Source organism: Streptomyces sp. NPDC051207, assembly GCF_040682395.1.
GTDB lineage: Bacteria > Actinomycetota > Actinomycetes > Streptomycetales > Streptomycetaceae > Streptomyces.
In genome coordinates this window covers 1-13,446 of the sequence record NZ_JBFBAX010000007.1, presented here as the reverse complement: position 1 = coordinate 13,446, position 13,446 = coordinate 1, and the positions used below count along the sequence as shown (strand labels likewise).

Below are 13,446 nucleotides of genomic sequence, written 5' to 3'. Positions count from 1 at the left end.
GATGGACAAGAGGATCGACGCCGAGATGACCGAGCGCGTCGCCCGCCGCCTGGTCGCCCACGGCATCGGCGTGAAGGGCTACTTCATCCTCGGTTTCCCCGGCGAGACCAAGCAGGACCTGGAAGCCACCGTTCGGCACATCCGCAATCTGTGGGCCATCTCCGACCAGCACCCCGGTGACATCCGGGCCAGCGTCTTCGAGTTCCGTCCCTACCCAGCCACACCCGTGTGGAAGTCTCTCGTCGAAGAGGCCAGGTACGACCCGGACGACCTGCTCGCCTACAGCGACGTCGACCTCACCCGGGACGGCGCCGACGAGCACATGCGGCAGCGCGACGAATTCAACTTCTCCGTGGGTATCCAGTTCGGCGACGTGCCCTTGCACGAGATCCGCTCCACGCTCGCAACGCTCACCCGCGAGCAGCACGAACGGAACCAGGCCGGGACGGGAGCAGCCGCATGACCGGAGACCGCAAAGGCTTCTTCGTTTCGATCGACGGCCCGAGCGGCGTGGGCAAGTCCACCACGATCCGCGAGCTGCGAGCCCAGCTCTCCGAGCAGGGCAGGCAAGTCCAGTGGACCGTCGAGCCGCCCCGCGGGGACTTCCTCGGGGACTTCACCCGCACGCACGGCAGCCGGCTTCACGGCCTCGCGCTGGCCTGCCTCGTCGCAGCCGCCCGCTACCGGCACATCGAAACGACCATTGCCCCCGCGCTCGACCGCAGCACACTGCTGATCTCCGACCGCTACCTGGCCTCCACGCTCGTACTCCAACGGCTCGACGGCGTTCCGGTGGACTTCCTGCTGATGCTCAACGACTATGCGCCCCAGCCCGACCTGGCGGTGATCCTTACCGCCTCCCCCAGCACGATCGCCGAACGCATCGACCAGGCCGGCATCACCCACCGCTTCCGAGCCGACCCCACAGCGCCCGTACGGGAAGTCGAGCTGTACCGCGATGCCGCGATCACCCTCGAAGAACTCGGGTCCAAGGTGCTTGTGATCGACAGCACGGACGTACCTCCATCGGAGGTCGCGCTGCGAATAGCCGACATGCTCCCCGCTCGCCTACTACCGTCAGACGCTCCAGGCACCACCCCGACCCCCCAGGAACCATGAGCGGACAGCCGGCACAGCCCATCATCGACACCCACGTCCTTCTCTGCGACGGAGACAAGATCCTCCTCTCGCAAAGAGGAGGGCCCTACGGCTACCGCCGATGGCATCTGCCGTCCGGCAAGCTCGACCGGGGCGAAACCCTCCCCACCGGGGCCGCCCGCGAACTGTTCGAGGAGACCGACGTCAGGGTCGACCCCGAACACCTGGAACTCCGGCACGTCGTGCACCACCAACAGGAAGACGGCTCGGAGCGCATCGGCTTCTTCTTCAAGGCCACCCGCTGGGAAGGCGCGCCCCGCAACAAGGAGCCCGAGAAGTGCCTCGCGCTCCAGTGGTTCGCCGACCACGACCTCCCCGAGGACATCATCGAGTACCCCGCGGCGGGCCTACGCGGCTGCCTCAGCCAGACCGGCGCCCTGACACTGCACGGCTGGCAGTAAGAAACATTGCGCCTTCTGGCCGACAGATGGAGGAGGACGGCACCCCCGCACAGGGCGCCGTCCTCTCTCCGCGGTCCGGAACCGCCGCCCCGTCGGTGAGGGTCGTCAGGGTGACAGGCGGCGGTTCCGGGGTTCCGACGGCCGGGCTACCGGTGGTCGCTGCCGTTCGACGTGACCGCCGCGCGGCCGGCCTCCAGGCGGGCGACCGGGATGCGGAACGGGGAGCAGGAGACGTAGTCGAGGCCGACCTCGTGGAAGAAGTGGACCGACTCCGGGTCGCCGCCGTGCTCGCCGCAGACGCCGAGCTTCAGGTCGGGGCGCGTCTCGCGGCCCGCCTTCGCCGCCGACTTCACCAGCGAGCCCACGCCGTCCTTGTCGATCGTCTCGAACGGCGAGACACCGAAGATGCCCTTCTCCAGGTAGGCCGTGAAGAAGCTCGCCTCCACGTCGTCCCGGCTGAAGCCCCACACCGTCTGGGTGAGGTCGTTCGTGCCGAAGGAGAAGAACTCCGCCGCCTCGGCGATCTGGCCGGCGGTCAGCGCGGCGCGCGGCAGCTCGATCATCGTGCCGATCGCCAGCTTCAGCTCGGTGCCCGAGGCCTCCTGGACCTCGGCGATGACCTTGTCGGCCTCGTCGCGGACGAGTTCCAGCTCCTGGACGGTGCCGACGAGCGGAATCATGATCTCCGCGCGCGGGTCGCCCTTGGCGCGCTTGCGGTCCGCCGCGGCCTCGGCGATCGCCCGTACCTGCATGGTGAACAGGCCGGGGATGACCAGCCCGAGGCGCACGCCGCGCAGGCCCAGCATCGGGTTCTGCTCGTGCAGCCGGTGGACGGCCTGGAGCAGGCGCAGCTCGTTCTCGTGCGGCTCCTGGCGGGACTCGGCCAGGGCGACACGGACCGACAGCTCCGTGATGTCGGGCAGGAACTCGTGCAGCGGCGGGTCGAGGAGGCGGATGGTCACCGGCAGGCCGTCCATCGCCTCGAAGAGTTCGACGAAGTCCTGCTTCTGGAGGGGGAGCAGTTCCTTCAGGGACTCCTCGCGCTCCGTCTCCGTGTCCGCCAGGATCAGCCGTTCGACCAGCTCACGCCGGTCGCCCAGGAACATGTGCTCCGTGCGGCACAGGCCGATGCCCTGGGCGCCGAACCGGCGTGCGCGCAGCGCGTCCTCGGCGTTGTCCGCGTTGGCGCGCACCCGCAGCCGGCGCTTGCGGTCGGCGAAGGCCATGATGCGGTGGACGGCCTCGACCAGTTCGTCGGCGTCCTCGGCGCCCGCGTGCATGCGGCCCTCGAAGTACTCCACGACCGGGGAGGGCACCACCGGCACCTCGCCCAGGTAGACCTTGCCGGACGAGCCGTCGATGGAGATGACGTCGCCCTCCTCCACGACGTGCCCGCCCGGCACCGTCATCCGGCGCCGCTTGGTGTCGACTTCCAGCTCCTCGGCGCCGCACACACAGGTCTTGCCCATGCCGCGCGCGACGACGGCCGCGTGGGAGGTCTTGCCGCCGCGGGAGGTCAGGATGCCCTCGGCCGCGATCATGCCGTCCAGGTCGTCGGGGTTGGTCTCGCGGCGGATCAGGATGACCTTCTCGCCGGAGCGGGACCACTTCACGGCCGTGTACGAGTCGAAGACGGCCTTGCCGACCGCCGCGCCCGGCGACGCCGCGATGCCCCGGCCGACCTGCGCGACCTTGGCGCTCTCGTCGAAGCGCGGGAACATCAGCTGCGCGAGCTGGGCGCCGTTGACGCGGGTGAGCGCCTCGGCCTCGTCGATCAGGCCCTGGTCCACGAGCTGGGTGGCGATGCGGAAGGCGGCGCCCGCCGTGCGCTTGCCGACGCGGGTCTGGAGCATCCACAGCGTGCCGCGTTCGATGGTGAACTCGATGTCGCAGAGATCCTTGTAGTGGTTCTCCAGGGTCTCCATGATCTGCATGAGCTGGTCGTAGGACTTCTTGTCGATCCGCTCCAGCTCGGCGAGCGGCACGGTGTTGCGGATGCCCGCCACGACGTCCTCGCCCTGGGCGTTCTGGAGGTAGTCGCCGTAGACGCCCTGGTGGCCGGAGGCGGGGTCGCGGGTGAAGGCGACGCCGGTGCCGGAGTCCGGGCCGAGGTTGCCGAAGACCATGGAGCACACGTTGACGGCGGTGCCGAGGTCGTGCGGGATGCGCTCCTGGCGGCGGTAGAGCTTGGCGCGCTCGCCGTTCCAGGAGTCGAAGACCGCGCGGATGGCGAGGTCCATCTGCTCGCGCGGCTCCTGCGGGAAGTCGCGGCCCGTCTCGGCCTTGACGATCTTCTTGAAGCGGGTGACCAGCTTCTTGAGGTCGGCGGCCTCCAGCTCGGTGTCGACCGTGACCTTCTTGGCCTCCTTGGCCTTCTCCAGCGCGTCCTCGAAGAGGTCCCCGTCGACGCCGAGGACGGTCTTGCCGAACATCTGGATGAGGCGGCGGTAGGAGTCCCACGCGAAGCGCTCGTCGCCGGCCTGCTGGGCGAGGCCCTGCACCGACTCGTCGGACAGGCCGATGTTGAGGACGGTGTCCATCATGCCGGGCATGGAGAACTTCGCGCCCGAGCGCACGGAGACCAGCAGCGGGTCGTCGGCCTGGCCGAGCTTCTTGCCCATCTTCGCCTCGAGGGCTTCGAGGTGCGCACTCACCTCGTCACGCAGTGCCGCCGGCTCCTCGCCACTGTCGAGGTAGGTCTTGCAGGCCTCGGTGGTGATGGTGAAGCCGGGCGGGACGGGGAGGCCGAGGTTCGTCATCTCGGCGAGGTTGGCTCCTTTGCCGCCGAGGAGGTCCTTGAGGTCTTTGTTGCCCTCGGTGAAGTCGTAAACGAACTTCACGCCCTCAACGCTGTGGCCCGGCTGGGTTCCGTGGAGATCTTTGTTTTCCGACACGGGTCTCGACTCCTCGAGGACGCGGTGGCTGCCCTGACGCCGGGGAATGTACCCAGATCGAAGGCACCTGGGTACGTCCACTTGTGCGTCATGGGCCCGTAACCACTCGTCCGCCAGCGGATCGAAAGTCAAGGCTTGGCAAGCCGTCGCCGACGGATGTTTTCACTTCTTGAACACAGCAACCTTCACAGGCGCACATTGGCGCTCATACGAGCAGCTCTCGGCACGAATGATTTCGGTCGATGAACGATCAAGGGGTGGCACTGAGTGTCACCCCTTGGAGAAGTACAGCCGCTCACGATCCGCTCATGTGAGCGCAATCCTTATCAAGGGTGGCGAGAATCACGCTGCCACAGCCGCCGGGATTTCACCATCCGGACGGCGTCCCGGGACGGAAACGCGGCTGTCACACCCCCAGCTCCAGCAGGCGCTCCTCCACCCGCTCCGGCGCGTACAGATGCTCCACGACCAGCGCCCCGGCGCCCACCAGCCCGGCCCGCTCCCCGAGCCGCGAGGTGACGACCTCCAGACGGGCGGTGGAGCGCGGCAGCGCCCGCTGGTACAGCAGTTCCCGCACGCCCGTCACGAAGGGTGTTCCGGCCAAATCCCCCGCGATCATCAGCACGCCGGGGTTGAGCAGCGTCACGACCGTCGCCAGGACGTCCCCGACCTGCCGCCCCGCCTCCCGCGCCAGCCCGACCGCCTCCGGGTGCCCGGACGCCAGCAGGTCCCGCACGTCCGAGCCGGACGCCGCCGGCACCCCGGCCTCGGCCAGCCGCCCCGCCACGGCGCCACCGCTGGCCAGGGCGGCCAGACAGCCGTAGGAACCGCACCGGCACAGCGCCCCGGCGCCCTCCGGGACGCGGATGTGCCCGATGTCCCCGGCGCCGCCGTCGATGCCCCGGTAGATGGTGCCGCCCACCACGACCCCGGCGCCGATGCCCGTGGAGACCTTCACCAGCACGAACGCCGAGCAGTCCGGGTACCCGGTGCGCTGCTCGCCGTACGCCATGAGGTTCGCGTCGTTGTCCACCAGCACCGGCACCGGCCCGGCGCCGGTGTGCTCGGTGAAGGCCCTGGCGAGGCGGCCGCGGATGTCGTAGCCGTCCCAGCCGGGCATCATCGGCGGCTGCACCACGCGGCCGGAGGCGCTGTCGACGGGGCCGGGCACCGCGAGGCCGATGCCGCAGACCTCGTCCGCGCCTCTGCCCGCCTTCTCCAGCAGCGCGGCGAACCAGCCGCCGAGCTCGCCGAGGACGGCGTCGGGGCCGTCCTGGATGGCCAGCGCGCCGGAGTGCTCGGCGAGCAGGTCGCCGCCGAGGGACAGCACGGCCGCGCGGGCGTGCCGGGTGTCGAGGTCGGCGGCGAGGACGACGGCGTGTGCGTCGTCGAACTCCAGCGTGATCGAGGGGCGCCCGCCCAGCGGCGAGTCCACCGGGCCCCCGGCGCCCTCGCGCAGCCAGCCCGCCCGGAACAGCCGGTCGAGGCGCTGGCCGACGGTGGCGCGGGACAGCCCCGTGACCTGCTGGAGCGCGCCGCGCGTGGTGGCGCGGCCAGTGCGCACCAGCTGGAGCAGGTCGCCGGCGCTCGCCTGGCCGCCCGCTCTGCCGGCCCTGCCCTTCGTCCCGGATCCGTTCATGCGCACCCCCTTGTATTTCCCAATCCTGCATTACATATTGCGTTTTGCTTGTTAAATAGGCGTAACTCTACGGTAGCTATTGCCGAACCGCTCGGCCAGACGTCTTCAGGGAGCCCTGAGTGGATCGCACGCCCCGACTCCCCCTTCGAGCCACCGGCCCTTTCGGCCGTCCCACGGTCACCCTCTTCTCCTCTCCTTGCCCCGCGCGCGGGGCGCCGACGACCGCCGGAGGCGTCGCATACGATCCGGCCGCCGCGTTGCGTGCCCCCGCGGCGCCGGGTTCCGCCACCGGGACGCCCGCCGGGGCCGCGCGCGCCCTCCATGACAACTGGACGGAGACCTCCACCGTTCCCTCGCGGGGCCCGTACCGGCGCCCCCCGCTCCACCCGGCCGGACCCGGGCGGCCCGGCCCGCCCCACCGGCCGCGTCCCGGACCCCGCGCGTCCCGTACGCCCGGAGACACCGACACGGCAGCCGAGGGAGGGGTCCGGGGATGACCGACCGGCACCATCTGCTCGTGCACGGCGGCACGTTCGCCGCCGTGGGCGACGGCGGCGACATCAGCGGAGTACGCGACGCCGGCTCCCCCGACGGACTGTTCGTGCGCGACGCGCGCCATCTGAGCCGGTGGCAGCTCACCGTCGACGGGGCGGTGCCCGAGACGCTGACGCCCGTCACCGACGGGGACACCGCCCGCTGCGTGCTCGTGCCGCGCGGCGGGCGCCAGGAGCCGCCCGGCTACACGCTGTTCAGGGAACAGGCGGTCGGGGACGGCTCCTTCGTCGAGTCGCTGCGCGTGACCGGCAACCGCCCGGTGCCGACGACGGTCCACATCGCGATCACCGCCGACGCCGACTTCACCGACCAGTTCGAGCTGCGCTGCGACCACCGCACCTACCCCAAGCCCGGCGCCACCCGCTCCCGCCAAGTCCTCGATCACGGGGTGGAGTTCACCTACCGGCGCGGCGCATGGCGGTCCGTGACGACGGTGACCTGCGACCCGGCGCCGGACGCCGTGGAGGAGACCGGCACCGGGGCGCGCCGCCTGGTGTGGACGGTCGGCCTGGAGCCGCACGGCACCGCCGAGCTGATCCTGCGCGTCATCGCCCGGCCGCACGGCGAGAAACGGGCGCTGAGGGTGGAGCGTTCGCCGTCCGCCGTGCACGAGCGGATCCGCGCCCGCGAGGCGGAGTTCGTGCGGGGCGTGACCCTCCCGGCCGACCGGCCGGAGCTGGCCACGGCCTGTGCCCGGGGCCTGTCCGACCTCGCCGCGCTCCAGGTCCCGGCGACCGGGCCCGACGGGGAGGAGCTGCGGGTGCCGGCCGGCGGCGCGCCCTGGTTCCTCACCCTGCTGGGCCGCGACGCGCTGCTCGCCTCCCTGTTCGCCCTGCCCTACCGCCCGCGGCCGGCCGCGGCCACGCTCCTGGCGCTCGCCGCCACCCAGGCCACGGAGACCGGCGCGCACGCCGTCGCCCAGCCGGGCAAGATCGTGCACGAGGTCCGGCAGGGCGAACTCGCCCACTTCGGGCAGGTGCCGTACGGCCGCTACTACGGCTCGGTGGACGCCACGCCGCTGTTCCTGGTGCTGCTCGGCGCGTACGTCGAGCAGACCGGCGACACCGACCTCGCCCGCCGTCTGGAGCCGCACGCCCGGGCCGCGGTCGGCTGGATGCTGGACCACGGCGGGCTCACCTCGCGCGGCTACCTCGTCTACCGCGCCGACCGGGGCGGGCTCGCCAACCAGAACTGGAAGGACTCCCCCGGCTCCATCTGCTCCGCCGACGGCGACCGCCCCACCGGCCCGGTGACGGCGGCAGGCGTCCAGGGCTACGCGTACGACGCGCTGCTGCGCACGGCGTCGCTGGCGCGCACGGTGTGGGACGACACGGTGTACGCGGCGCTGCTGGAGCAGGCGGCGGGCGACCTCCGCGACCGTTTCCAGCGGGACTTCTGGATGCCCGACCACGCCTTCCCGGCGCTCGCGCTCGACGGACGGGGCGGCCACGTGGACGCGCTGGCCTCCGACGCGGGGCACCTGCTGTGGTCGGGGCTGCTGGACAAGGAGTACGGCGAACTGGTCGGCCGGCGGCTGCTGGAGCCGGACTTCTTCTCCGGCTGGGGCGTGCGGACGCTGGCGGCCGGGCAGCCGGCGTACCACCCGCTGTCGTACCACCGCGGTTCGGTGTGGCCGCACGACAACGCGCTGATCGCGCTCGGCCTGGCCCGCTACGGCCTGCACGACGAGGCGCGGGAGGTCGCGCGCGGCCTGGTCGAGGCGGCGACCGCGACGGGTCACCGGCTGCCGGAGGTCCTCGCCGGCTACGGCCGCGACACGCACCCGGAGCCGGTGCCGTACCCGCACGCCTGCCGGCGGGACTCCCGTTCGGCGGCGGCCCCCCTGGCGCTGCTCACGGCGGTCGGGGGCGTCCAGCGGGACGGCGTCAGCCGCCCGAGGTGTCCAGTTCCGCGTCCTCCGTGACGCCCGCGCAGTCGTACGGGTCCTTGAGCCAGCCGTCCGGCAGCACCACGCGGTTGTTGCCGGACGTACGGCCGCGGGGCCCGTCGGCGCCGGCCGGCCAGGGCTGGTCGAGGTCCAGCTCGTCGAGCCCGGCGCGCAGTTCGGCCAGCGAGGACGTCACGGCGAGCCGCTTGCGCATCTCGGAGCCGACGGCGAAGCCCTTCAGATACCAGGCGACGTGCTTGCGGAAGTCGATGACGCCGCGCGCCTCGTCGCCGATCCACTCCCCGAGCAGCGTCGCGTGCCGCACCATCACGTCGGCGACCTCGCGCAGGGCGGGCCGGGCGACGTCGCCGGTGCGGCCCTCGAAGGCGGCGACGAGATCCGCGAACAGCCACGGGCGGCCCAGGCAGCCGCGGCCCACGACCACGCCGTCGCAGCCGGTCTCGCGCACCATGCGCAGGGCGTCCTCGGCCGACCAGATGTCGCCGTTGCCGAGCACGGGGATCTCCGGGACGTGCTCCTTCAGGCGGGCGATGGCGTCCCAGTCGGCGGTGCCGCCGTAGTGCTGGGCGGCGGTGCGGCCGTGCAGGGCGATGGCGGTGACGCCCTCCTCGACGGCGATGCGGCCGGCGTCGAGGTAGGTGAGGTGGTCGTCGTCGATGCCCTTGCGCATCTTCATCGTCACCGGCAGGTCCCCGGCGCCGCTGACCGCCTCGCGCAGGATGGCCCGCAGCAGGTTCCGCTTGAAGGGCAGGGCGGAGCCGCCGCCCCTGCGCGTGACCTTCGGCACGGGGCAGCCGAAGTTCAGGTCGATGTGGTCGGCGAGGCCCTCCTCCGCGATCATGCGGACGGCCTTGCCGACGGTCGCCGGGTCGACGCCGTACAGCTGGATCGAGCGGGGCCGCTCGCTCGCGTCGAACTTGATCAGCTGCATGGTCTTGTCGTTGCGTTCGACCAGTGCCCGGGTGGTGATCATCTCGCTGACGAACAGGCCCTTGCCGCCGCTGAACTCCCGGCACAGCGTGCGGAAGGGCGCGTTGGTGATCCCGGCCATCGGGGCGAGCACGACAGGCGGCCGCACCAGGTGGGGGCCGATCATGAGGGGCGAGGTCGTCGTGGACGTGGACGTGGGCATTGCCCCATTGTCCCGCATGCCGGCAGGTGCCCGCGCAGCCCGGGCGGCGGGCACGGGCACGGCCCGGCCGACTCGGCCGACTCCTGCGGGCGCCGCGGTGAGATGCCGCCCACGGGGCACACTCCTTGTCGTCCCTGTCCCCGGCCGCCGGAGGCGTCATGTCAGAGATCGACACGAGCAAGGTGAACCGCTGGGACCAGCACGGCAGGCAGCACGTGGTCCACGTGCAGCGCACGGGGGTGCAGCGCACGATCCGGTGCGACACGTGCGGCTGGCGCCGGGGCGCGCAGTTCCTGCCGTGGCTGAAGGCCGAGGAGCACCTGGCGCAGGCCCACCAGGCGACGGTGAACCCGGCCGGGGCCCATGAGGGGACGGTGCACCCGGGCCGAGGGGCAGGGCGCCGCGCGTGATCCGTCGGGGGCGGCTCGCGCGGGAAACCCCTTGTGGGAGCGCTCTCGCAGCGGGCAGGATGCCGCCGTGACCACGTCTGCCGCCGTACGCCCGTACCGCCCCGAGGACCGGGCGGCCCTCGACGACATCTGCATCCGCACCGCGCACAACGGCCAGGACAGCCGCCCCGTGTACGCGGACCCCGGCCTCCTCCCCCTGATCTTCGCGGCTCCCTACGTCCATCTGGAGCCCGAGCTGGCCTTCGTCCTGGACGACGGGCACGGGCGGGCGGTCGGTTACGTCATCGGCGCGGCGGACACCCCCGCCTTCGCCGCCGCCTTCCGCACCGAGTGGCTGCCGCTGGTCGCGGACCGCTACCCCGAGCCGTCCGGGCCGCCCGTCACGCCGGACGAGGTGATGCTGGGGCTGCTGCACAACCCGGAGCGGATGGTCGTCCCGGAGGTCGCCGACCACCCGGCCCACCTGCACATCGACCTGCTCCCCGAGTGGCAGGGCCGCGGGTACGGACGCGCCCTGATGCGGACCCTGCTGGGCACCCTGCGGGACCGGGGCGTCCCGGCGGTCCATCTGTGCATGGCGACCGCGAACGTCCCGGCCCGCGCCTTCTACGACCGCTTGGGGTTCCACGAGATCGACGTACCGGACCCGGGCCCGGTGGCCTACCTGGGCCGGACGACGGCGGACGCGGACCGTCTGTGACACCGGTGCGACCGGCGCGACCAGCGGGAGACGCCGACGTGAGCGGGCTGCCACCCGTCGGCCGCCGCGAGGGCCGACCCGGTCACACCGCGCGCAGCCCCCGCAGCACCAGGTCCACGACCGCCCCGAACTCCTCCTCGACACCGGGCTGTTCCCACTCCTGGGCGTAGCCGGGGTCGTGGAAGCGGCCGGTGGCCTGGAAGACGGCGCGGGCGGTGACGGCCGGGTCGGCCGGGCGGAGGGTCCCGGCGGACATGCCGTCCTGGACGATCCGCGTCAGCTGCCCGGTCAGGTCGGCGATGTGCTCGTGGACGGCCTCGCCGTTCTCCCCGGCGAGGACCGTGTACGTGGCGAACAGCTCCGGGTCCAGGCCCGCCTTGCGCCGCTTGGCCTCGAACAGCACCCTCAGCCACTCCCGCAGCCGCGCCTCCGCGTCGCCGTCCTCGTCGGCGATGCCGGCCAGCGCCTGCGACGTACGGTCCAGCCAGCGCTTGGTGACCGCCTCGCGCAGCGCCGCCTTGGTGCGGAAGTGGCGGTAGACGCTGCCGTGGCTGACGCCGAGCGCGCGGGCCACGTCCACCACGGTCGCCTTGGCCGGTCCGTGGCGGCGCAGCACTTCCTCGGTCGCCTCGAGAATGCGCTCGGCGGTCAGGATCTCGCTGGTCGGTGCCATGGGGGAGACGGTACCCGCAGCCCTCGTCAGCGTTCGCTGTCGAGGTGGGCCATGAGCGCGGCCGGGTAGCGCTCGCCGGCGACCGCGTCCGCGGGTACGGCCGCCTCGATCGCGGCCAGATCGGACTCGGCGAGGTGCACGTCGAGGGCGCCGAGGGCCTCGGTCAGCCGCTCGCGGGTGCGGGCGCCGACGAGCGGCACGATGTCCTCGCCGCGGGAGAGCACCCAGGCGATGGCGATCTGCGCGACGGAGACGCCGTGCTGTGCGGCGATCTTCCGCAGGGCGTCCACGAGGTCGAGGTTGCGCTGGAGGTTGTCGCCCTGGAAGCGGGGCGAGTGGGCGCGGAAGTCGCCCGCGGGGAGCTGCCGGTCGCGGCCGAAGTGGCCGGAGATCAGGCCGCGGGACAGGACGCCGTAGGCGGTGATGCCGATGCCCAGTTCGCGGGTGGTGGGCAGGATGGTGTCCTCGATGCCGCGGGAGATCAGGGAGTACTCGATCTGGAGGTCGGTGATGGGGGCGGTGGCCGCCGCGCGGCGGATGGTGGCGGCGCCGACCTCGCTGAGGCCGATGTGGCGGACGTGGCCCCGCTCGACGAGTTCGGCGACGGCACCGACGGTCTCCTCGATCGGCACGTCCGGGTCGAGGCGGGAGAGCCGGTAGACGTCGATGTGGTCGACGCCGAGCCGCTGGAGGGAGTAGGCCGCGAAGTTCTTCACGGCGGCGGGCCGGCCGTCGTAGCCGAGCCAGCCGCCGTCGGGGTCGCGCAGGGCGCCGAACTTGACGCTGAGCAGGGCCTGTTCGCGGCGGGCCGGGGGTGCGGAGCGCAGCGCCTCGCCGATGAGGATCTCGTTGTGCCCCATGCCGTAGAAGTCGCCGGTGTCGATCAGGGTGACGCCCGCTTCGAGGGCGGCGTGGAGGGTGGCGACGGATTCGGCGCGGTCCGCGTCGCCGTAGAGCGCGGACATGCCCATGCAGCCGAGACCCAGGGCGGAGACGCGGGGGCCGGTGGTGCCGAGGGGGCGGGTTTCCATGAGGGCTCCTTGGAGTGCCGTGGGGGAACGACACCACTGTCGCATGACAGATGACAGATTTCAATATCTGTCATCTGTTGGCACCTCGTGTCATTCGCTCGCCAGCGTGGCCCCCAGCACCAGGAACGAGCCCGCGAACGTCCGCCGCAGCCAGGCCATCACCCGGGGGTGTTCGATCACCCGGTCGCGCACCGAGGCCGCGAGGACGCCCAGGGCCGCGAAGACGACGAAGGTCACGAGCATGAAGACGCCGCCGAGGCCCAGCATCCGCAGGGCCGCCCGCGGCTCCCCCGGGGCGACGAACTGGGGCAGGAAGGCCAGGAAGAAGATCGTCACCTTGGGGTTGAGGAGGTTGATCAGGACCGCCGTGACGATCACGCGGCGCAGGGCGGGCGGCGCGGCACCCGCGTCCACGGTGAGCGCCTCCTTGTCCCGCAGCGTCGCCCAGGCCATGTAGAGCAGGTAGGCGACACCGGCGTACTTGACGGCCTGGAAGGCGGTCGCGCCGGCGTGCAGCAGCGCGGCGAGCCCGGTGACCGTGGCCAGGACGTGCGGGACGATGGCGAGGGTGCAGCCGGCCGCCGCGACGACGCTCGCGCGCCCTCCCCGGCCGATGCCCGCGGCGAGGGTGTAGACGAGTCCGGTACCGGGCGTGACGACCACGACGAGGGTGGTCAGCAGGAACGTGAGGCTCATGGAGCCACCCTGGCCGCGGCACCGGCCCGGCGGCAGGGCCAATGCGCCGCCCGTATCGGGGACCAATCGGGAACCGGCGGCGGAGCAAGGCGAACGCCCACCCGCCACCCGGACGAGCCGGGGACGGATGGGCGTTACGGGTGCGGCGGGCGGCTAGGTGTGCTGTCCCGGGACGTTGGTGACACGCGTGCTGGGTGCTTGAACGGGTGAGGGCCTTCTGGGTTCGGTGTGGATTGCGACATCTGCAC

At 72.1% G+C, this 13,446-nt stretch carries 12 protein-coding genes; 6 read left to right on the top strand and 6 right to left on the bottom strand.

The window, feature by feature from the left end; all coding sequences use genetic code 11:
• Position 1 precedes the first annotated feature (1 nt).
• The 3 genes from AB0M97_RS09430 to AB0M97_RS09420 are packed head-to-tail and all read left to right on the top strand — an operon-like array spanning position 2 to position 1,559.
• A complete protein-coding gene (locus AB0M97_RS09430; protein WP_365960164.1) occupies positions 2-463 on the top strand; it encodes a hypothetical protein in 462 nt (153 codons plus the stop codon).
• Complete coding sequence (locus AB0M97_RS09425; RefSeq protein WP_365960163.1) at positions 460-1,119, top strand: dTMP kinase; 660 nt, start codon at positions 460-462, stop codon at positions 1,117-1,119. Before AB0M97_RS09430 ends, AB0M97_RS09425 begins: the two co-directional genes overlap by 4 nt.
• Complete coding sequence (locus tag AB0M97_RS09420; protein WP_365960162.1) at positions 1,116-1,559, top strand: NUDIX domain-containing protein; 444 nt, start codon at positions 1,116-1,118, stop codon at positions 1,557-1,559. Before AB0M97_RS09425 ends, AB0M97_RS09420 begins: the two co-directional genes overlap by 4 nt.
• Before the next feature lie 146 nt (positions 1,560-1,705).
• On the opposite strand, the gene ppdK is transcribed toward AB0M97_RS09420, so the two are convergent.
• Both ppdK and AB0M97_RS09410 read right to left on the bottom strand, forming a co-directional pair.
• Positions 1,706-4,399 carry a pyruvate, phosphate dikinase gene (ppdK, locus tag AB0M97_RS09415; RefSeq protein WP_365960161.1) on the bottom strand — a complete coding sequence of 898 codons (2,694 nt, stop codon included), beginning with the start codon at positions 4,397-4,399 and terminating at the stop codon, positions 1,706-1,708.
• A 460-nt stretch (positions 4,400-4,859) separates the two neighbouring features.
• Complete coding sequence (locus AB0M97_RS09410) at positions 4,860-6,092, bottom strand: ROK family protein (RefSeq protein ID WP_365960160.1); 1,233 nt, start codon at positions 6,090-6,092, stop codon at positions 4,860-4,862.
• Between the two features lie 493 nt (positions 6,093-6,585).
• On the opposite strand from AB0M97_RS09410, the gene AB0M97_RS09405 reads away from it, so the two are divergent.
• Positions 6,586-8,571, top strand: coding sequence for a glycogen debranching N-terminal domain-containing protein (locus tag AB0M97_RS09405; protein ID WP_365960159.1), 1,986 nt, complete (start codon positions 6,586-6,588; stop codon positions 8,569-8,571).
• On the opposite strand, the gene dusB is transcribed toward AB0M97_RS09405, so the two are convergent.
• Complete coding sequence (gene dusB / locus AB0M97_RS09400; protein WP_365960158.1) at positions 8,534-9,688, bottom strand: tRNA dihydrouridine synthase DusB; 1,155 nt, start codon at positions 9,686-9,688, stop codon at positions 8,534-8,536. The two genes, AB0M97_RS09405 and dusB, sit on opposite strands and share 38 nt — an antisense overlap.
• 158 nt (positions 9,689-9,846) lie before the next feature.
• Here dusB and AB0M97_RS09395 point away from each other — a divergent pair, with 158 nt between their 5' ends.
• Together AB0M97_RS09395 and AB0M97_RS09390 are read left to right on the top strand one after the other, a co-directional pair.
• A complete protein-coding gene (locus AB0M97_RS09395; RefSeq protein ID WP_365960157.1) occupies positions 9,847-10,098 on the top strand; it encodes a hypothetical protein in 252 nt (83 codons plus the stop codon).
• 67 nt (positions 10,099-10,165) lie between these two features.
• On the top strand, positions 10,166-10,798 hold the full coding sequence (locus AB0M97_RS09390; protein ID WP_365960156.1) for a GNAT family N-acetyltransferase: 633 nt from the start codon (positions 10,166-10,168) through the stop codon (positions 10,796-10,798).
• A gap of 82 nt (positions 10,799-10,880) precedes the next feature.
• On the opposite strand, the gene AB0M97_RS09385 is transcribed toward AB0M97_RS09390, so the two are convergent.
• The 3 genes from AB0M97_RS09385 to AB0M97_RS09375 all read right to left on the bottom strand — a co-directional run bounded on the left by AB0M97_RS09385 (position 10,881) and on the right by AB0M97_RS09375 (position 13,198).
• Positions 10,881-11,471: a TetR family transcriptional regulator gene (locus AB0M97_RS09385; protein ID WP_365960155.1), complete on the bottom strand. Its 591-nt coding sequence runs from the start codon at positions 11,469-11,471 to the stop codon at positions 10,881-10,883.
• A gap of 26 nt (positions 11,472-11,497) precedes the next feature.
• Positions 11,498-12,502 (bottom strand): aldo/keto reductase, encoded by a 1,005-nt coding sequence (locus AB0M97_RS09380; RefSeq protein ID WP_365960154.1) that lies wholly within the window; start codon positions 12,500-12,502, stop codon positions 11,498-11,500.
• A 90-nt stretch (positions 12,503-12,592) separates the two neighbouring features.
• Positions 12,593-13,198, bottom strand: a complete 606-nt coding sequence (locus tag AB0M97_RS09375; RefSeq protein WP_365960153.1) for a LysE family translocator — start codon at positions 13,196-13,198, stop codon at positions 12,593-12,595.
• Between the last annotated feature and the right edge of the window lie 248 nt (positions 13,199-13,446).

What these genes read in the sequence shown, in the direction of transcription:
- AB0M97_RS09430 (WP_365960164.1), top strand. Translation starts at nt 2, where the DNA reads ATGGACAAGAGGATCGACGCCGAGATGACCGAGCGCGTCGCCCGCCGC.
- AB0M97_RS09425 (WP_365960163.1), top strand. Translation starts at nt 460, where the DNA reads ATGACCGGAGACCGCAAAGGCTTCTTCGTTTCGATCGACGGCCCGAGC.
- AB0M97_RS09420 (WP_365960162.1), top strand. Translation starts at nt 1,116, where the DNA reads ATGAGCGGACAGCCGGCACAGCCCATCATCGACACCCACGTCCTTCTC.
- AB0M97_RS09410 (WP_365960160.1), bottom strand. Translation starts at nt 6,092, where the DNA reads ATGAACGGATCCGGGACGAAGGGCAGGGCCGGCAGAGCGGGCGGCCAG.
- AB0M97_RS09405 (WP_365960159.1), top strand. Translation starts at nt 6,586, where the DNA reads ATGACCGACCGGCACCATCTGCTCGTGCACGGCGGCACGTTCGCCGCC.
- dusB (WP_365960158.1), bottom strand. Translation starts at nt 9,688, where the DNA reads ATGCCCACGTCCACGTCCACGACGACCTCGCCCCTCATGATCGGCCCC.
- AB0M97_RS09395 (WP_365960157.1), top strand. Translation starts at nt 9,847, where the DNA reads ATGTCAGAGATCGACACGAGCAAGGTGAACCGCTGGGACCAGCACGGC.
- AB0M97_RS09385 (WP_365960155.1), bottom strand. Translation starts at nt 11,471, where the DNA reads ATGGCACCGACCAGCGAGATCCTGACCGCCGAGCGCATTCTCGAGGCG.
- AB0M97_RS09380 (WP_365960154.1), bottom strand. Translation starts at nt 12,502, where the DNA reads ATGGAAACCCGCCCCCTCGGCACCACCGGCCCCCGCGTCTCCGCCCTG.
- AB0M97_RS09375 (WP_365960153.1), bottom strand. Translation starts at nt 13,198, where the DNA reads ATGAGCCTCACGTTCCTGCTGACCACCCTCGTCGTGGTCGTCACGCCC.